Here is a 17,710-nt window from a genome sequence, read left to right as displayed (position 1 = left end):
ATGCGAAAAGGAAATACAATGAAAGTTAGTGCATCACTCCTGGTTTTACTTATGGGATTCTCGCTTGTGGCTTGTGGGAACAGTAATCCTGCTGCACAGCCAACAGTGAATAATACGGAAGAACAGTCACCAGCACCGGAGCAACAACCAAATGAAAGTGCTGCAATAGAAGCAGAAGGTATTCTGACTGGATGGGCTGATCCGCATACCGTTGAGATTCGAGTGAATGAGAAGCCGATGTCATTCCAGGTGAGCGAAGATCTGCAGAAGTCTCTGGATGATATCGATGATGAAGATTCCGTTCGTTTCAAATATGTAGAGAAAACCATTGATGCAACAACGAAACAGTTGGTACTTACAGAGATTGCAAAGATTGAATCGAGTGATGACAATAACGGTTCCAATGCAGGTGGTACAGTAACGTCCGATCGTCCGAAGACATCAGAGTTGGAAGTGACGGTAGAAGGAATGACCGAGAAACGTCCAGTGACATTGGCACAAGCGAAAGGTTATTCACTTTATGTGTTTGAACCGATGGCTTTTGACGCGGAAGACCATGAATTAACAATGAAGATTGATCCGGATTATGAGGTAGAGATTGAGAAGCTGCCGGCGAATTACAATCTGGATGCACTGAAGATGGATGCCAAGGAAGAGTTGTCCGAGACCGGAGAAGTGAAGCAGTTAACGGCTGAACAACTCAGCAACGGCCCGATGAAGGATGCAAGATTATACATGATGTCCCAGAATGATAAGAAAACAGAGTATTTTATCGTGAAAGAACTGGACGGCAATGGTTTCATTTTCCACATCCAAGCACCTATTGGTGAACCTTCGGAAGGTTTTATGCCCATGGCATATGCATCCCTCAATTCCATTATGAATGAGTAGAAAAGGGATGAGCTACTCGGCTAAGCCGAACGATGTAGTAAATTAAAAAGATTCCCTAAACAGCGTGTTTCCTTGAGAGAGGAGATGCGCTGTTTCATTAGCGTTACTACAATATAGATAGATGTACCGTGCCGTGCATAGACAAATAGCCGGAAGGAGCGATGCAGCTGCATAGGTTCCTCCCGGCTTCTTGGCCGTGCTTCTATTCAGTTTGCAGGATCGAACCCGTGTCCTGATCCGTTACTCAGGTTATTATAGTCGATTCCTTGCGCCCTCTGAGTTCTTGATAACAGGCGATTACATTCTGATGAACGGGATGTTCGTCGGGAATTCCCATGCGTTCACGGATGAAGGCGGAGACGCCATCTTCGCGAATCATGTGTTGTAGCTTCATGGCTTCCTCGTCGCGTTTGTCATTAAACAGCATTGCGGCCGCCATAGCAGAAGTTAAATGAGGAATTTCAATTCCGAATTCACTGGCCTGCATCGCTGGGCGAACAAGCCGATCATGAGGCGAAAGCTTGCGAAGGGGGGAACGTCCAACCCGGGTGACCTGATCCGTCAGGTTGGGATTGGCGAAGCGTTCCAGTATGGTGTCGATATATTTGTTATGCTTCTGAGCGTTGAATCCGTGCTTCTGGATGAGCATCTGACCGGTCTCTTCCATAACATGGCGCACTTTGGCCCGCAGGGTAGAGTTACTCATCACCTGGCGGATCGTCTTGAATCCTTCGAGATAGCCGAAGTAAGCGGCGACACAGTGGCCTGTATTGACCGTAAACATTTTACGCTCAATATAAGGTTCAAGCGAATCCACATAATGGACGCCATCTATTTTCTTAAATCCATCCAGAAGTGCTGGACGATGAACGACCCATTCGTAAAAAGGTTCAACAGTGACCTGCAGCGGGTCTTTGTGGTTTTGAGCCGGAACAATCCGGTCCACAGCTGCATTGGGGAAAGAAACATAACGTTCGGCTTTTTTGCGAGTTTGTTCATCCAAAAATGGATAGATGCGTTTCTTCAGCCTGGTGCTACCACCGATGGCATTTTCGCAAGCGATAATATGCAGTGGAGCCTGATTATTATTTTTCATGCGAAGTTGAATGCCTTTGGCGATAGGTTCGGCGATATCTCCGAGTGCAGATACACCCACCGCGGTTGTGATCACATCGGCTGAAGCGATCTCTTCAGCAACGAGATTCTGCTCACTCACATTGATAGCCGTCACGTTGTTGACAATCGTAGTGTCCTGATCTCTATTGGCAAGTGTAATCGGATATTCCTGTCTCTCTTGAAGCATGGAGATTTTCTTCGGGTTACGTGCGACAAAGCAGACTTCGTAGTCGGAAGCGGACAACATATGACCGATAAAACCGCGGCCTATATTGCCCGCACCAAAATGTACAGCTTTCATGTGTGAACTCCCCCTTTAAGGATTAAATCGCGAAATTCGTGCAGACCTTAGACGGTAGTGACGAGTGGCTTCGAAATCAAATCATTAAATGTAAGGTCGGTCAAGCAAGATAGCCGTTGGTGAGGCATATCGAATTCCAGTGTTCCTGTGATGGTATTCGAGATGACTACGCAGTGCATACCAGCCGCAGCAGCTGCACGCGCGCCGTTAGGTGAATCCTCAATCGCTACGGCTTCGTCTGCAGTTACTCCAAGGGCTTCAAGTGCTTGATTGTAGAGTTCTGGATCAGGCTTCACATTTGCAACATCATCTGCCGTACGAATGACTTCAAAATAATCTTTCAGTTTCAGTTGTTCCAGATGTTGTTCAACCCACTCCCGTTTGGAGCTGGATGCTACAGCCAGTTTTAGTCCGGCTTCACGTGCTTGTTCAAGATATTCCTCAATACCAGGACGCACCTTTTCTTTGTTCATCAATGCAGCGTGCTGCAACTGAACGGATTCCCTGAACGCTTCCCGATCGATCGGAAGATTCAAATCTGTGATGAGGTACTCATACGGATTAAATGTTTTCAGACTGGTACCGATGCATTGTGAATACATCTCCAGGGTTAAATCTACGCCGTGTTCCTTGTAGGCATCACGAAAAGCAATATACCATGCTGTCTCTGTATCAATAATCGTTCCGTCGAAATCAAACACCAGTGCCTTAATCATAAATTTGTTCCTCCTGTTTCAGAATTAGTTTGGGGATAAAATTAAAATGAAAATTTTCTGCAAATTCATTCCCTGTATTCATTAACCTGCGGGATATTAGTTGACGCAATAAAACGAAAATGAATATTAATTTGGGAAAAAATATGCGTTTGAAGCTAATAAAACCGTAACATAGGACAAACCGAAGGGTCAAGCGCGTCATGATTGTTTACATTGAAAATTTTCACATGTATGATTTATTTTCAGAAAATGATGAACGTTGCAAACCGTTAACCCTTTTGCATGTAAGCGGTGTACTGAATAAACTGTTTTTACAGCTCAAAAAAATAAAACTTTTTTTATGAAAATTTGCTATTCTGGCCGTTCAACAGCTTTCGACACTTTTATAATAGAAGAAATGGAGCTGAATTTATTGGATTTTATTAGCTTTACGCCAGATCAGGCCCTGTGGGAGAATGGAAGAAAGATTGTGAAAGTATATGGAGTAAGGGAGGAAGACAAGCATGTTGCAAAAGGACCGTTTCAATGGTTGTTTCATCGGGCTTGCAGCGGGTGATGCGCTCGGAACTACCGTGGAATTCAGCAGCCCGGGCACATTTGAACCCGTAACGGATATCGTGGGTGGCGGTGTATTCGGGCTGGAGGCAGGGCAGTGGACAGATGATACATCCATGGCTCTGTGTCTGGCAGAAAGTTTGGTACGTAAAGCAGACTTTGATCCTGCGGATCAGATGCGAAGATACACCAATTGGTACAAGGTCGGGTATATGAGCAGCACAGGCGATTGCTTTGATATCGGCGGGGCCACAAGAAGTGCCTTGGAGAGGTTTGAGATAACTGGAGAAGCCTACAGCGGATCAACTGACCCGATGACGGCGGGCAATGGCTCTATCATGAGGCTTGCACCTGTCGCAATGGCTTATGCTAATCAACCAAACGAGGCGGTTCGTTATGCCGGGCTGAGCTCCCGGACAACACATGCTGCAACGGAAAGCGTGGAAGCATGTGAAGTGCTGGCCGCCATAATTGTTGCCGGTCTGCGCGGAGCGGACAAAAACGTCATGCTGATGCCGGAGACATGCAGACAGTGGAGGGAAGAACCTGCTTTTTCGCCCGCTATTGAAGAGGTTATTATGGGTTCCTATCAGAGCAAAGAACCGCCGGAAATTAAGGGCAGTGGTTATGTGGTTCGTTCACTTGAAGCAGCATTATGGGCGTTCTATAAGTCCTCAAGTTTTGAGGAAGGCGCGTTGTTAGCTGTTAATTTGGGTGATGATGCGGACACTACGGGAGCGGTGTACGGACAGATCGCAGGTGCTTATTATGGACTGAGTGGTATTCCGGCACACTGGCGGGACAAGCTGGCCATGCGTGGAACGTTCGAACAACTAACAGATGCCTTGTGGTTGAAGGCGACAGAAAATCGTTGATTAAGAGACAGGAGAAGAGAACATCTATGAGCACGACTGGACACACATTACAACCACAGGTTTCACCGTCAGGTAAACGAGGGGTGTTTCCATTATCCCTGTTATGCCTGACGATAGGAGCTTTTGCGATTGGTATGACCGAGTTTATTATTATGGGCCTGCTGCCCAATGTGGCAACAGACCTGAATGTAAGTATTCCGCAGGCAGGACAACTCATTACGGGATATGCGCTTGGTGTAGCGGTAGGTGCGCCGATTTTGACCGTATTTACACACAAGATTCCGCAGAAAAAACTGCTGGTACTGCTGATGTGCATTTTCATTATCGGGAACGCATTGTCCGTTATTGCTCCCACCTATGGGTTGTTAATCTCAGCCCGGATATTAACGGCATTTGCTCATGGTACGTTCCTTGGTGTAGGTTCAATCATGGCGACGCGGCTTGTTGCGCCCGAGAGAAGGGCAGGAGCGGTATCGGTTGTTCTCGCGGGGCTAACGATTGCTAACATTATTGGCGTTCCGTTTGGTACGTTTATCGGGCAACAGCTTGGATGGCGGTCATCTTTCGGGGCCATTACAATTCTGGGCATTATCTCATTAATGGGAATTATTCGTTTTATTCCGGTTATTGCGCAAGGACCGCCTGCAAACCTCGGTCAGCAATTCCGAAATCTGGTACGTCCACAAGTGTTGCTGGTTCTGCTTATTGGGGCGTTGGGGTGCGGAAGTTTGTTTACAGTCTTCACCTATATTACGCCGATGCTTGTGGATATTAGCGGCTTTGCGGAGCAAAGTGTGACCTGGATTCTGGTGTTGTTTGGCTTCGGTGTAACCTTGGGCAATTTGGTTGGCGGCCGTCTGGCAGACTGGAAGCTGATGCCTTCCCTGATCGTTAATTTCGGGATACTGGCGGTTCTTCTTGCTGCACTTACGATTACACTAGAGAATCCTTATCTCGCAGTAATCACCATATTCTTCTGGGGTGTAGCGGCTTTTGGTATTATGCCAGGATTGCAGATTCGAATCATGAATATGACCCGCGAAGCACCGCTACTTGCGACAACCTCAAGTCATTCGGCATTTAACCTGGGAAATGCCGCTGGTGCCTATATGGGTGGGTATGCAATTACGCATACGGGACTTATATCTGTACCTTTGTATGCCGCAGTTATTGCCGGATTAGGTTTGCTAGGACTGCTCTTCAGTCTGTTCATGAAGCGTAAACATCATGGGCCGGAGGTTGTTGAGGTTGCAGAGGCAAGTTGAAAATGAAATCGGTTTGCCTCAATTCTTCCGTTGAAACGGAGAATTGAGGCTTTTTTATATCATGATGAGATCCGGAGTTGGGGAGCGAATAGACGATCTGGTGGTGTGAAGAAGTATACTTTTCAAACTATAAGATATAGTTATTTAAGTTTTTTGATGATGTACAGGCCTTGTGAGGTGATATAATAAAGATGTAATTGGAATTGATTGTAAATTATGGATCGCGGATGTTGCTTTCGTATTGGGAAAGGTGAAGGATAGCGGTCCGTATTCATGCGTGGAAAGGAGGAACTTCTTTTTAAAATGTAAGGGCTTTCAATGGGAGTTTGTGTGTATCTGAAAGACCTGTTATGAGGTTCGTACACGGTTTAAAATCATATTCCAAAGGAGATTGATATTAATGAAAAAACGTCTGTCCAAGATTTTGAGTCTCTCCATCACAGCAGCACTTCTTGTACCAACGATGGCGTCTGCAGCCGATATGCAGGAAACTGCGGCTCCAACCCCCATTCAGGCGGTTGTAGATCAGGGAGCGACCGGCACCATGGATAATACCGGGCAAAATGCGCTGGCTAATACTCCGGTGGTGCCGGCACCACCGGGTTTTGATGGCTATCGAAACAATATTCCGCACGGAAACACCAATCTGATATCCTATTACTCCACAACGGTGGGCAATACACGGAAAGCGACCGTGTATACACCGCCAGGATATTCTCCGAATAAAAAGTATAACGTCCTGTATCTCCTGCACGGCATCGGCGGAGATGAGCATGAGTGGGTTAATGCAATGAAACCAAAGAACATTCTGGACAACCTGTATTCTGAAGGTAAGTTGTCCCAGATGATCGTTGTTATGCCAAATGGCCGTGCCATGAAGGACGATCGTCCAGTCGGTGACATTTTTGCTCCGGACAAAGTGGCTGCGTTTGAACGGTTTGAGCAAGATCTGCTCAAGGATCTGATTCCTCATATCGAGGCCAACTATCCGGTGTACAAAGACAAGAATAGTCGTGCGCTAGCCGGACTGTCTATGGGTGGTGGGCAGTCGCTTAACTTCGGATTGAAAAATCTGAATACCTTCGCTTGGGTAGGGGCCTTCTCGGCTGCACCGAATACACAATCTGTATCGCAGCTGGTTTCCAACCCGGGACAAGTCGCTAGCCAACTCAAATTGCTCTGGATCTCCTGTGGATCGAGTGATGGTCTGTTATGGGTCAGCCAGAATTTCAAAAATGGCTTGAGCAGCATGAACATTCCACATACCTTTTATCTGGATGTAGGTGGACACGAACCATCTGTCTGGAACAGCGGCCTGTATCAGTTCTCACAACGAATCTTCAAGTGATTAACCGGTATTCCTAGGGATTCTCAGATATTTAATGGGATTCATATTGGATATGCCGTAGCCTCAGTTCTGTTTCGTACAGAGCTGGGGTTTTTGTTGTGAATCAAGTCATCTGAAAGGAGCATATGGGTATTTTTAATTTTGGGGATGAGGTTAATGAGAGTATAAGTAATGGTTTAATTTATTACACAGGTAGTTTTATGAAGGAGATGGATATAATGTTTTATTATAAAGGTGCGTTCCGTGAAACGGACAATGTGATCTATTTTAAAAGCGATGTTTCATTAGCCCAGAATGATGTTGTCCTATTTGGTGAAAAGAAGTATTTTATCGAAAGTGTGGAAAAAGAATTTCTCCTGCTTCAGCGGGTGGGCTCCATTGTTTCTGTGAGTTTGTGAAATCTTCGCAAGATCTTATGAAAATTTATTTAGTGTGAGATGGCCCTAGGGTGTCGTTTTTTTTAAGTTTTCTTGAAAATAGACATTTAGATTGAAGGGGGATAGAGATGAAAAATAAATTTATTCACGAAAACAACAAGTCTTATTTATGTAACCAAAAGAGTAGATAAAAGTATAATCCCAAAAGAAGTATAATCAGATGTGACTTAAGGAATCTAACACCACTTATAATGGTGTACTGGGATCTAGCCACTTGACAATAGTGCTGATGAAATAAATATAAGCCCAGTGAGGGCTTAGTTCATTAAAAGCATCGCAAGTAATGTAGCTATTATTAATAGAAGCATAAGAGCCAGTGGGATTGCGCTTATAGTAATCGCCGCAATAGCCAACCCTCTTCCCGATGTTGAGCGTCTAGCACTCATGCCAAGAAAAAAACTAGTTGCGTTAATTAATAAAACCAATGCCATTGTGATCATTATTCCGTTTCCATTTGTATTGTAGCTTTTATTTGCTTCCATTGCCATATGGAATAAAGCTAGGGAGGCTAATCCAATAAAACTAAATATAAAGGATACTACTGCTCTGCCAAGTCTGTCTACTTTCTTGATTTCCTTTTTCGCTTTCTGTTGTGATACGGTTCCCATAACAACCTCCTGAGTCTTATGTACTATTTTTTACTAGTCAAAAAGTAGTGCTTTATTATGTTAGCATGTTTACATCTTTAATGGAATAAATTTCTTTTATCGTATCTTAATAAAATTGATAATTCATTAAGAAAGGAGAATGACAATATTAAAAGGTTGGATATGCGCTGATGTAGAGGATAGAGATGAACTTGGGCGATTTGGAATTAAGTTGGGACAGTACAACTACGAAGATGGTGACTTTTCAGAATGTATGGTGAGCGAAGAGGTGTTTTCTTTACTTGAACCTCAGTGGGGAAAGTACATATGGGGACTCCATTAGATAAGTACAGAAAGAAGCTGATCGGTTGAACAAAATTGTAGTCCGAGAGTACTACTATAGCTGCTCAGATGGTTGTTGTGGTGAATGGGGAACAGAGTTAATTGTTAATGAAAAGTTGGTACATATACAGATGTTGACATGGATGTTGTAAGGAATTTATTAGAGGCATTAGGTTTGGAATTTGAACTCGAATACATATATGACCAGGATCAGATGAAATCGATCTTTCTTTGAAAAAAGGAGAGTGAACCGAAAACAAGAAGAGTGTGAAGAATGCAAATAAACACTAAAACACTACGCAAGAGAATAGCGCAGTGCCCTAGTGATATTATGTGACAATTATGGATCAGAAATTTATTCAAATGCTGCTTTTAACGAGGATATCATAATATGTATATACTCCATTACTGTATACTCTAAGTTTGGCTTGTCCCGGCTTGATTCCTCTAATAGTCGTTGGATATGTCACGGCTATCACATTCTGTATATTATCAACCATGGAGATTGTGCCGTTAAAATTATGGATTTCACCGACGCGTAAGACTAAACTTTGGTTGGCAAATGGAGATACAGAGTTTGTATCAACAGGTGCAGCACTAGCACTCACACTTCCAAGTAACATAGATACCCCTAACAGAGCACATATTGTCAAAGATTTGAATTTCATAATTTAATTCCTCCTTAAATTTGGTATAATTCAAAATTAACATATTATGGAATATATCTCTTGAGGATTAGGACTCATTTTATTATTGAATTTCTTGCTTAATCTAAGGGATTATGTCGTTTTGTATCTTTAGAGGGGAAGGAGGGGGATAGTGTTTAATATAGATATTAGTTTAAAAAATGGAAGCATTCTGCGTAATTGCTCAATTTTCGAGGAAGTAGTAGAAGAGCTCAGAGTAAAGATGGTTCATATCGCAGACAAAGAGAAGATTGAGCAATAGTTTTCAAAAATGCCTCAAGGGCAATGAGCACCGATTTATATATTTTCAGAATGAAGACATGAACGGAAAAGTAAATGTGATGAATGTAGAATGGTATAGCTAAAATAAGGAAAGAGGCAGATATTATGAATGGTGCATTTGCAATATTATGTAATGAAGGCTGAATTGAGAAAAACGAGAGCAGAAGTGAAGCAACTAGAGGATACCGAAGACAGTTCCGTTGCTAGAACTATCACAAAGGTAAAGCATCAGATTTATGATTTGAATTATGCAATCGAAATTTTAGAGGAATATAACGATCAAGACTGGTAAATTTAACTTTCTTGGGAAAGGTGATTTAGATATTGAATGACAAATGCATTAAATGTGATGGAGGAATTTATGAGTCAGAATTTTTAAGTAGATGTTTGAGATGCAGAAAAGTAACAACGAAAGAGATTTCTGGAGAAGAATATTTTAAGAATAAGCAAGAGAGATGTAAACTGACTTACACAGCAGAAGAAGGAGAAACAGTATGTACTTCAAATGATGAAACTAAACTTTGGGACGTATTCACCTTACAACAAACTGTAATTACAAAACTACGCAAAGCAGGAGCGAACTATACAAGGTTGATTCCGATGGGATTGAGAGGGAATTGAAAACAATGGAGTGGATATGCTACACACTCCATTTACATAAAACAATATTTTTTAAAGCTTTATAGCCCGTACCTATTTCCCCGTACATGCACTTCTGGGCCTCTGCCTACATACAATAGATCGACCCTGTTCCCACATGTGCTCAGGCCAGATCGTTGTAAAACTGCAGGAGGTGTCATCTGTGCCCGGATTGTTTACCGCAATTGCTCTATTCATTAAAGAGTTAACGTTACTCGTCTCGTATGTCAAAAATAATGCGTTCCCCCAGCCACTGGCTGAGGGTGATGAAGCCAAACATTTACGCCTTATGGCTGAAGGCAATGCCCACTCTCGCAATCTGCTCATTGAACACAATCTGCGCCTCGTCGCGCATATCGTCAAAAAGTTCGACAATACGGGTGAAGATCAGGAAGACCTGATTTCCATCGGAACCATTGGTTTGATCAAAGCGATCGAAAGTTTTCAACAAGGCAAAGGTACAAAGCTTGCCACATTTGCGGCTAGATGTATTGAAAACGAGATACTTATGCATCTGCGTTCCCTGAAGAAAACACGCAAAGATGTATCCCTGCACGACCCTATCGGTACGGACAAAGAAGGCAATGAAATTACATTAATCGATATCCTTGGCACAGAAGCTGATGATGTTGTAGATCGGGTACAGCTCAAGATTGAAAAAAGCAAAATTTATCGCAATCTAGACATCCTGGATGATCGGGAGAAGGAAGTTGTAATCGGTCGATTTGGCCTGGAAGCAGGCGGGGAGGAACGAACTCAACGCGAAATTGCGAAGGAACTGGGCATCTCACGTTCTTATGTATCACGGATTGAGAAACGAGCGTTAATGAAGCTGTACCACGAGTTTTATAAGCAAAAGTAGTTGCTGGTTAGATAGCACTTTTCGTTAAAAAGATGGTGCTTTCTGAACCTTCCATATTTGTAGCGAGATGCATTAAGATCGAAAATTTGATACACCGCGCTCTCTAAAAATGGTACGGACAAAGAGGGCAATGAAATTACACTAATTGATATCCTCAGAACAGATTGGATAAGCAAAAGGAATAGCTGAACAACCAGAGGGCACCTTTATCGGGAGCCCTTTTTACTGTGAAGATGCTTAAAATTGGTCTATATAGTATTAATTTTTTGGGGTTATGACCTAAATAAAGGAATTTCCATTCCTGTTGAAGAATATCTTGTAAATAAACCAATCTAATATATAAGGAGTAAATCATAATGAAGCAGCTTTTTCAGAAAACTCCACTGTGGTTTTTGTTAATCTGGATCGTAGGATTTATGATGATTGTTTTTAACATGTTTCAATCAAACTCGGGTAATATTAACTTGCTTGCGCTATTGATGATTAATGTTGCTAATGCTATTCGAGTTTGGAAAACCGAACGTTCATTAGCAATTACCTTTTTAGTTGTTGCCGCTCTATGCTTGGCTTATATTTTTAAATACTTCTATAGATATGTATAATCAGCATGACATGGCATGAGAATAACAAAGGAATGTACATAGGCTGATGATAGTATGGACCGGATGCAACTCAAGATTATAAAAGCAAAGGGCATGAAATAGGAGCATATGAAGTGGTCACCTCTTACAAAGGTGGCCTCTTTGCTGTGCAAAAAAAATATATAAGAGAGGGATATGTATTCTGGGCAGATTATTATATGATGAGTAATAATATTTTGCATCGTAGAGAGCATGTACAGAAAGAGAGTGGTGGTTGATCATGCAGCAAGAAACGTTAACAAGGGGATTAAAGAACAGGCATGTGCAGTTGATGGCGATCGGAGGTGCGATCGGTACAGGTCTGTTTCTCGGAGCAGGCAAAACGATTCAGCTGACAGGGCCATCCATCTTGCTGGCCTACATTATTACGGGTGTTGTGTTGTTCCTGATCATGCGTGCATTGGGGGAGCTGCTGTTAAGCAACTTGCAGTATCATTCCTTTGTCGATTTTGTGCGTGATTACCTGGGAAATATGGCGGCATTTATTACAGGCTGGACCTATTGGTTCTGCTGGATCTCCATTGCCATGGCTGATATTACGGCCGTTGGTTTGTATACGCAGTTTTGGTTTCCAAATGTACCTCAGTGGATGCCAGGGTTAATTGCGTTAGTCATTTTACTAATCATGAACTTGGCAACGGTCAAGTTGTTTGGGGAGATGGAATTCTGGTTTGCCCTGATTAAAGTCGTGGCTATTCTGGCACTCATTGTTGTTGGTTTATATATGATTTTCAAAGGTTTTACAACGGATCAGGGTCCAGCCAGTTTCACCAATCTGTGGAGTCATGGGGGATGGTTTCCGAATGGACTGCATGGGTTCATCATATCGTTCCAGATGGTGGTATTCGCCTTTGTAGGCATGGAACTGGTGGGACTGACAGCGGGGGAGACGGAGAACCCAGAGAAGGTTATTCCGAGAGCAATTAACCAGATTCCGATCCGGGTACTGCTCTTCTATGTTGGCGCACTGCTGATTATTATGAGTATTTACCCGTGGAACGCCATTGTGGCTACTGAAAGTCCGTTTGTACAAGTGTTTGCCGCTGTGGGTATTGCGGCTGCTGCAGGCATTGTGAATTTCGTGGTACTGACGTCCGCAGCGTCAGCGTGTAACAGTGCCATTTTCAGTACAAGCCGTATGGTGTTCTCCATGGCAAAGGATCACAACGCACCTGAATCATTTGCAAGACTGAACAAGAGGAAGGTCCCTTCCAATGCGCTGTTTTTCTCCACGATTGTTATTCTGATCGCGATTGTGCTGAACTATATCATGCCAGAAGGCGTATTTACGCTGATCACGAGCGTGTCGACTGTGTGTTTCATCTTTGTATGGGGCATCATGGTGATCTGTCATCTCAGATATCGTCGTACTCAGCCGGAACTGGCGAGTCGCAGCCGCTTCAAACTGCCACTTTATCCGTTCTCGAACTACTTGATCCTAGCGTTTTTGGCATTTGTGCTGGTGGTACTGGCATTGGCCGAGGATACGCGTGTGGCACTGTTTGTCACGCCAGTGTGGTTTATCCTTGTTGCGGGGATCTACCTTCTCAAAAAGAAAAATTTGAGTAATAACAGACAGTAGTCTTACCATCGTTTCCAAATAAAGCCGCCCAATGATATTGGGCGGTTATTCGTATTTAAATTCTTACAGCCTCTTTGCCTTCACGAATGCCTGCGTAGATGGCACCACAGATATCGGTGGTATACTGGCCCGACATCCCTTCAAGTGCCGTGTTGGTGAATGCTGCAACACTAAGTTCTTCTTTTGGATCAACAAACCAGGAATGGCCGTAAGTTCCACCCATTCGCCACGTACCCGCTGATTCCGGTGTACCGGCTGCGACAGGATCTTTAAGTACGGTAAAACCAAGGCTAAACCCTCTGCCTGGCCAGTATGGCATCACGAGATTACCGATTTGATTCGTAGACATCTCAGTCGCAACGGCTTCTGTAAGGAGAGGCTGTCCTCCTTGTCGCAATGCTTCAAGTAAAGTAAGAAAATCTCCGGTACTTCCAACCATACCCGCTCCGCCCGATAAGTAAGCAGAAGTACGATTCGCACGATTGGGTGACAGTCTGAAGCCAGCAGTACCCTCCATAAAAGGAATCTGCTCCAACTCCTTATGAAGGAGACGCGGTTCTTCAGAACCGTTAGCGTATGCGGCTGTTAATCGATCCAAATCCACCGCAACAAAGTCAGTGTCGGTCATGTGGAGTGGATGAGTAACCAGCGTTTGAACAGCTTCTCGTAGTGACATCCCAGTTACCTTTTCGATAACGGCACCAAGTACATCTGTCGCAATGGAATATCTCCACATGTTGCCTGGCTCATACAAAAGAGGAGCAGAAGCCAGCCTTTGCAGATTCTCCTCCAGACTCATTTCAGACCAATCCATTCCGTCCGATACTCCTGCAAGCTCATAGGTTCCCTGATCTTCTTGGAAGAAACGGTATGTCAAGCCTGCGGTGTGCGTCATCAACTGATGTACTGATATTAAAGCGTCTTGACCATTGGCAAGTTTGGGCCGGAATGCAGGAAGCCAGCGTGTCACCGGATCATGCAGACTCAGCTTTCCTTGTGAGATTAATGCCAGAGCTGCTGTCGAGACAATAGGTTTGGTTACGGAAGCAAGTCGAAACAGAGCGTTTTCCGACATGGTGCGTTTTTGCTCCCTGTCTGCGAAACCAGCAGCCCGGCTATATACCAGTTCCCCTCCTAATGCAACCTGTACAACTGTTCCTACGATTCTTTTTTCGCTTAGAGCGCGGTCAATGGCTTCATCCACATAATTATGCAATGCCGTCATGTCTTCTTTTCTCATGCTTATCTTCCTCTCACCAACTGATGTATTTGATTTCTCGTGATAACTGTGTTTATTATATAAATGATTGATCTTGTATTACATGGTTTGTTAAAGGCATTATAACGAATTAGCGAATATACTTAAGGTAATTTCTGAATATATCTTATGTATTTAAAGGAGTGAATCACATGGACGAAATAGATCAGCATATTCTGTATCACTTGGAGAATCAGGCGAGATTATCCATGACCGAACTAGGCAAATTGGTCGGGTTATCTCAGCCCGCCGTTACTGAACGAGTCAAACGAATGGAAGAAAAGGGAATCATCGAGGAATATCGAACCGTAATTTCCCCCTCCAAATTGGGCAAGCAGAGCACGGCCTATGTTCTTTTTCGTACGCGAGATTGTTATCCTTTCCTGGATTTCTGTCGTGCGTCACCTGAAGTTGTGGAATGTTATCGGATAAGCGGGGAGTACAATTACTTGCTGAAAATCCTCACAGACACCATTCAGGGACTCGAAGAGTTTGAGAACAAGTGTGATCCGTACGGTACTTACATGACTTTAATCACCATGTCTTCTCCAATTGCGCATAAGAATCTCGTGGAAGGACCAAATCTGTTGGCGCAGGCAGAATAAGATTCTGGGCTTTAAAATGAAAAACAGAAGAGGAGTCCACATCAAGTGAACTCCTCTTTCCTCCTGCGTGTAACTCATGCAAAATGTCTTCCTGTTAATTTGCTCTGGTAAATCCATGTCTATAAGCACGCATAGCTACAAGCAACGCAGGAATGAGCAAGATAAACAGCGCCCCAGAAAGGTATCCTGCTCCAAATACTTCAAGAAGGATGCCCCCGATGATGCCTCCTCCACCAATCGCCAGATTCCATGCTGTAACCAGCATCGATTGGGCGACATCTGTGTTTTTGCCTCCGGCTTGAGCGATGGCAGTCTGTAACAGTGTCGCGGCTCCGCCAAACGTAAGTCCCCAGATCATGACGCCAAGGATAATAATCACAGGTTGATGAGTAGCGATTCCCATCACGACAGAGGCCAGAGCGAATGATGCCAAGCTAATGATAACTAATCTCCTCAAAAATCGGTCAATGAGCATTCCGGTTAACCAAATTCCAACAATGGAAGTAAAACCGAAAATGAGCAAAATCAAGTCGACTCTGTTAGCAAATACGGTCTGGGCAAGGTAGGGAGAAATATAGGTATATAGGATGTTATGGGCAAGCATCCAGGCCAGAACAACAAACAGAATAGGCCTAACTCCCGGAATTAAAAACACCTTATGCAGCGGAAGACGCTCACCAGCTGGCTCTCCGGCAAAATCCGGCATTTTCCAGAGAACCCATACGATTAAAGCTACGGTTAGAAGAGATACCATCCCGAAGATGAGGCGCCAGCCGACATAAGAACTGAGAAAACTACCGATTGGAACACCCAGGGCTAATGCTACAGGTGTGCCGACCATAGCCACGGCCATGGCTTTACCTTTTAGTGAATCCGGGACCATTCGACGAGCATAACCAGCTGTCATGCCCCATAACACACCCGCAGAGACTCCAGCCATGAAACGAGCAGCAAGTGTCAGGATATAATCCGAAGATAAGGCGGTAACGGTATTAAAGACAAGAAAACCACTAATGCATACTAACAGTAGAGGTCGGCGTCTCCATCCGCGTGTAGCAGCAGTCAAGGGAATGGCAGCAACAAGTGATCCAATGGCATAAAGAGTCACCAACTGTCCTGTGAGGGCTTCTGTGATCCCCAAGTCTTTTGCGATTTGTGGCAGCAGTCCCGCAGGCAGGCTTTCAGTGAGGATGCAAATAAATCCCGCCATGGCTAATGCAAGAAGCCCATGCCACGGAAGGCGTTTTGAAGATATGGAAGGAATCTCCCTTTGGTTTGGGAGGGATGTGTGAGCGGTCATGAATAAAACCTCATTTCTTATATTTTAATCCTATCCAGAACTATGCATATAAGCTTATCTGAAAAAATCAAACTTTTGCATACAGGATTAAAGGTAAGAAGGAGGTTTTAACATGATTTTTAATTTAATTTGTAAGTTTATCCGTTAATTTAATATGTTCCAAAGTGGACTAAAAAAAGAGCAGTGAGAATGTCTTCTCCTGCTCATTGGCTCAAGTCATTACTTCATCGGATTAGCTTTCATTTCCTGTCCCATTTTCTCAATACCGTCTAGTATTTGATATCCATAGCCCCAGAATTGGCTGAAATCTGTCACATAGATCTGTTTGTTTTTGATTGCGTTCATACTTTGCAGGGCAGGGTTCGCATACAGATTTTGAATCAGTTTATCGATATCCGGTGAACCGGCATACGCGGACAAGAGCAGGTAGTCCGGGTTCGCTGTGATCAATTGCTCAACACTTACCTCGCCTTGCACACCATCAAACGTATTTTTCAGCTTCAACAGGCCAAGTGCATCAAGCTGATACGTATCGTTCTGCATGCTGCTTACCGTAATGGTGTCTTCTGTAGCGGGTACGATATAAGCAAAACTATGCTCAGGCTGATCGGCTACACTTGCCTTAATGGCTGCAACACGAGTCTTCAGACTTTCCGTGAATGTTGCGGCATTATCTTGAACATCGAAGATCTGCCCAAGTTGTGCAATATCGATATAGAGGCTATCGAGTGAGCCTTTGTGATTCGTCGTTTGCAAGAATGTGCGGATATTCATGTCATTCAATCCATCGACGGTACCCACACCCCAGTCTGCATCAGCGAATAGGTCGCCCCGTCCGAGTACCAGATCTGGGCTTGCACCTACTACCAGCTCTTTACCTACATAATCCTTGGACAATACCGGAATTTGGGCGAAATCATCAGCCACATCCGGTGTAACGGAACCGTATAGAGCAGCAACACCGACCATTTTATCGGTCAGACCTAATTTGATGAGCATCTCAGCCGCAGATTGGGTATTCGCAACAACACGTTCAGGTGCTTTATCGAATACTTGCACTTTGGGTTTCCACTCGCCGCCTTCACCCGAAATCGTGAAGTTCTCAATGGTGAGCGGGTATGTCGTTTTATTAGTATTCTCAGCAGAAGCTGAAGGTTCTGTCGTGTTAGTAGTTGAAGTTGTTTCTTCGGCAGGGGAAGAAGTTGAAGCGTTCGAACAGGCTGCAAGCAGCAGTAACAGGAGACTTAGAGCAGCGATGCCAATGGTTCTGGATGTGAATTTCATTAAATGATGAACCCCTTTTCTATGTGTTTTAAATTGACAAAGATAATCATTCTCAATTATAATCCGAGAAAACACATTGTAAATAGCTAAATTTAATTTGTTCTACATTTTACGCGAATTGATGGGGGAAGAGATGGC

At 43.8% G+C, this 17,710-nt stretch carries 18 protein-coding genes; 11 read left to right on the top strand and 7 right to left on the bottom strand.

Going from position 1 to position 17,710, the window contains the following annotated elements:
• Nucleotides 1-891 (top strand): hypothetical protein, encoded by an 891-nt coding sequence (locus MHI12_RS21850; protein ID WP_405170286.1) that lies wholly within the window; start codon nt 1-3, stop codon nt 889-891.
• Nucleotides 892-1,135: 244 nt separating this feature from the next.
• Here MHI12_RS21850 and MHI12_RS21845 read toward each other — a convergent pair whose 3' ends face one another.
• Nucleotides 1,136-2,308 carry a mannitol-1-phosphate 5-dehydrogenase gene (locus tag MHI12_RS21845; RefSeq protein WP_405170285.1) on the bottom strand — a complete coding sequence of 391 codons (1,173 nt, stop codon included), beginning with the start codon at nt 2,306-2,308 and terminating at the stop codon, nt 1,136-1,138.
• A gap of 47 nt (nt 2,309-2,355) precedes the next feature.
• Nucleotides 2,356-3,024 (bottom strand): HAD family hydrolase, encoded by a 669-nt coding sequence (locus MHI12_RS21840; RefSeq protein ID WP_405170284.1) that lies wholly within the window; start codon nt 3,022-3,024, stop codon nt 2,356-2,358.
• Nucleotides 3,025-3,527: 503 nt separating this feature from the next.
• Here MHI12_RS21840 and MHI12_RS21835 point away from each other — a divergent pair.
• From MHI12_RS21835 to MHI12_RS21820, 4 genes are all read left to right on the top strand, one after another.
• Nucleotides 3,528-4,454, top strand: coding sequence for an ADP-ribosylglycohydrolase family protein (locus MHI12_RS21835; protein ID WP_405170283.1), 927 nt, complete (start codon nt 3,528-3,530; stop codon nt 4,452-4,454).
• Nucleotides 4,455-4,480: 26 nt separating this feature from the next.
• On the top strand, nt 4,481-5,719 hold the full coding sequence (locus MHI12_RS21830) for an MFS transporter (RefSeq protein WP_405170282.1): 1,239 nt from the start codon (nt 4,481-4,483) through the stop codon (nt 5,717-5,719).
• A gap of 400 nt (nt 5,720-6,119) precedes the next feature.
• The gene (locus tag MHI12_RS21825) at nt 6,120-7,067 is read left to right on the top strand and encodes an alpha/beta hydrolase (protein WP_405170281.1); all 948 of its coding nucleotides are present in this window, start codon (nt 6,120-6,122) and stop codon (nt 7,065-7,067) included.
• Nucleotides 7,068-7,192: 125 nt separating this feature from the next.
• Nucleotides 7,193-7,465, top strand: a complete 273-nt coding sequence (locus MHI12_RS21820; RefSeq protein WP_405170280.1) for a hypothetical protein — start codon at nt 7,193-7,195, stop codon at nt 7,463-7,465.
• 296 nt (nt 7,466-7,761) lie between these two features.
• On the opposite strand, the gene MHI12_RS21815 is transcribed toward MHI12_RS21820, so the two are convergent.
• On the bottom strand, nt 7,762-8,112 hold the full coding sequence (locus tag MHI12_RS21815; RefSeq protein ID WP_017687129.1) for a hypothetical protein: 351 nt from the start codon (nt 8,110-8,112) through the stop codon (nt 7,762-7,764).
• A gap of 680 nt (nt 8,113-8,792) precedes the next feature.
• Entirely contained in the window at nt 8,793-9,101 is a 309-nt protein-coding gene (locus tag MHI12_RS21810) for a hypothetical protein (RefSeq protein WP_341008290.1), read from the bottom strand.
• Between the two features lie 409 nt (nt 9,102-9,510).
• Here MHI12_RS21810 and MHI12_RS21805 point away from each other — a divergent pair, with 409 nt between their 5' ends.
• The 5 genes from MHI12_RS21805 (at nt 9,511) to MHI12_RS21785 (ending at nt 13,125) form a co-directional block, all read left to right on the top strand.
• Entirely contained in the window at nt 9,511-9,693 is a 183-nt protein-coding gene (locus MHI12_RS21805) for a hypothetical protein (RefSeq protein WP_341008288.1), read from the top strand.
• A 32-nt stretch (nt 9,694-9,725) separates the two neighbouring features.
• Nucleotides 9,726-10,022 carry a hypothetical protein gene (locus MHI12_RS21800; protein ID WP_341008287.1) on the top strand — a complete coding sequence of 99 codons (297 nt, stop codon included), beginning with the start codon at nt 9,726-9,728 and terminating at the stop codon, nt 10,020-10,022.
• 181 nt (nt 10,023-10,203) lie between these two features.
• The gene (gene sigK, locus MHI12_RS21795; protein ID WP_017687130.1) at nt 10,204-10,902 is read left to right on the top strand and encodes an RNA polymerase sporulation sigma factor SigK; all 699 of its coding nucleotides are present in this window, start codon (nt 10,204-10,206) and stop codon (nt 10,900-10,902) included.
• 356 nt (nt 10,903-11,258) lie between these two features.
• On the top strand, nt 11,259-11,504 hold the full coding sequence (locus MHI12_RS21790; RefSeq protein WP_405170279.1) for a hypothetical protein: 246 nt from the start codon (nt 11,259-11,261) through the stop codon (nt 11,502-11,504).
• A 259-nt stretch (nt 11,505-11,763) separates the two neighbouring features.
• On the top strand, nt 11,764-13,125 hold the full coding sequence (locus MHI12_RS21785) for an amino acid permease (RefSeq protein WP_405170278.1): 1,362 nt from the start codon (nt 11,764-11,766) through the stop codon (nt 13,123-13,125).
• 55 nt (nt 13,126-13,180) lie between these two features.
• Here the strand turns inward: MHI12_RS21785 and MHI12_RS21780 are convergent, their stop codons facing one another.
• Nucleotides 13,181-14,365, bottom strand: coding sequence for a serine hydrolase domain-containing protein (locus MHI12_RS21780; protein ID WP_405170277.1), 1,185 nt, complete (start codon nt 14,363-14,365; stop codon nt 13,181-13,183).
• A 170-nt stretch (nt 14,366-14,535) separates the two neighbouring features.
• On the opposite strand from MHI12_RS21780, the gene MHI12_RS21775 reads away from it, so the two are divergent.
• Nucleotides 14,536-14,988, top strand: a complete 453-nt coding sequence (locus tag MHI12_RS21775; protein WP_221824361.1) for an Lrp/AsnC family transcriptional regulator — start codon at nt 14,536-14,538, stop codon at nt 14,986-14,988.
• 94 nt (nt 14,989-15,082) lie between these two features.
• Here the strand turns inward: MHI12_RS21775 and MHI12_RS21770 are convergent, their stop codons facing one another.
• Together MHI12_RS21770 and MHI12_RS21765 are read right to left on the bottom strand one after the other, a co-directional pair.
• A complete protein-coding gene (locus MHI12_RS21770) occupies nt 15,083-16,288 on the bottom strand; it encodes an MFS transporter (protein ID WP_405170276.1) in 1,206 nt (401 codons plus the stop codon).
• Between the two features lie 219 nt (nt 16,289-16,507).
• Nucleotides 16,508-17,572, bottom strand: a complete 1,065-nt coding sequence (locus tag MHI12_RS21765; RefSeq protein ID WP_405170275.1) for an ABC transporter substrate-binding protein — start codon at nt 17,570-17,572, stop codon at nt 16,508-16,510.
• Between the last annotated feature and the right edge of the window lie 138 nt (nt 17,573-17,710).

Origin of the sequence: Paenibacillus sp. FSL H8-0280 (assembly GCF_045040665.1) — a bacterium.
In the GTDB taxonomy this organism is placed as follows: domain Bacteria; phylum Bacillota; class Bacilli; order Paenibacillales; family Paenibacillaceae; genus Paenibacillus; species Paenibacillus xylanexedens_A.
The sequence above is the reverse complement of the archived record's forward strand: the minus strand, read 5'-3'. Positions and strand labels throughout refer to the sequence as shown.

Bases quoted from the DNA above. Each gene is read 5' to 3' on its own strand.
- MHI12_RS21770 (WP_405170276.1), bottom strand. From the start codon at position 16,288: ATGACCGCTCACACATCCCTCCCAAACCAAAGGGAGATTCCTTCCATA.
- MHI12_RS21815 (WP_017687129.1), bottom strand. From the start codon at position 8,112: ATGGGAACCGTATCACAACAGAAAGCGAAAAAGGAAATCAAGAAAGTA.
- MHI12_RS21785 (WP_405170278.1), top strand. From the start codon at position 11,764: ATGCAGCAAGAAACGTTAACAAGGGGATTAAAGAACAGGCATGTGCAG.
- MHI12_RS21810 (WP_341008290.1), bottom strand. From the start codon at position 9,101: ATGAAATTCAAATCTTTGACAATATGTGCTCTGTTAGGGGTATCTATG.
- MHI12_RS21825 (WP_405170281.1), top strand. From the start codon at position 6,120: ATGAAAAAACGTCTGTCCAAGATTTTGAGTCTCTCCATCACAGCAGCA.
- MHI12_RS21775 (WP_221824361.1), top strand. From the start codon at position 14,536: ATGGACGAAATAGATCAGCATATTCTGTATCACTTGGAGAATCAGGCG.
- MHI12_RS21845 (WP_405170285.1), bottom strand. From the start codon at position 2,308: ATGAAAGCTGTACATTTTGGTGCGGGCAATATAGGCCGCGGTTTTATC.
- MHI12_RS21830 (WP_405170282.1), top strand. From the start codon at position 4,481: ATGAGCACGACTGGACACACATTACAACCACAGGTTTCACCGTCAGGT.
- MHI12_RS21790 (WP_405170279.1), top strand. From the start codon at position 11,259: ATGAAGCAGCTTTTTCAGAAAACTCCACTGTGGTTTTTGTTAATCTGG.
- MHI12_RS21850 (WP_405170286.1), top strand. From the start codon at position 1: ATGCGAAAAGGAAATACAATGAAAGTTAGTGCATCACTCCTGGTTTTA.
- MHI12_RS21805 (WP_341008288.1), top strand. From the start codon at position 9,511: ATGGTGCATTTGCAATATTATGTAATGAAGGCTGAATTGAGAAAAACG.
- MHI12_RS21820 (WP_405170280.1), top strand. From the start codon at position 7,193: ATGGGTATTTTTAATTTTGGGGATGAGGTTAATGAGAGTATAAGTAAT.
- MHI12_RS21765 (WP_405170275.1), bottom strand. From the start codon at position 17,572: ATGAAATTCACATCCAGAACCATTGGCATCGCTGCTCTAAGTCTCCTG.
- MHI12_RS21840 (WP_405170284.1), bottom strand. From the start codon at position 3,024: ATGATTAAGGCACTGGTGTTTGATTTCGACGGAACGATTATTGATACA.
- MHI12_RS21835 (WP_405170283.1), top strand. From the start codon at position 3,528: ATGTTGCAAAAGGACCGTTTCAATGGTTGTTTCATCGGGCTTGCAGCG.
- MHI12_RS21780 (WP_405170277.1), bottom strand. From the start codon at position 14,365: ATGAGAAAAGAAGACATGACGGCATTGCATAATTATGTGGATGAAGCC.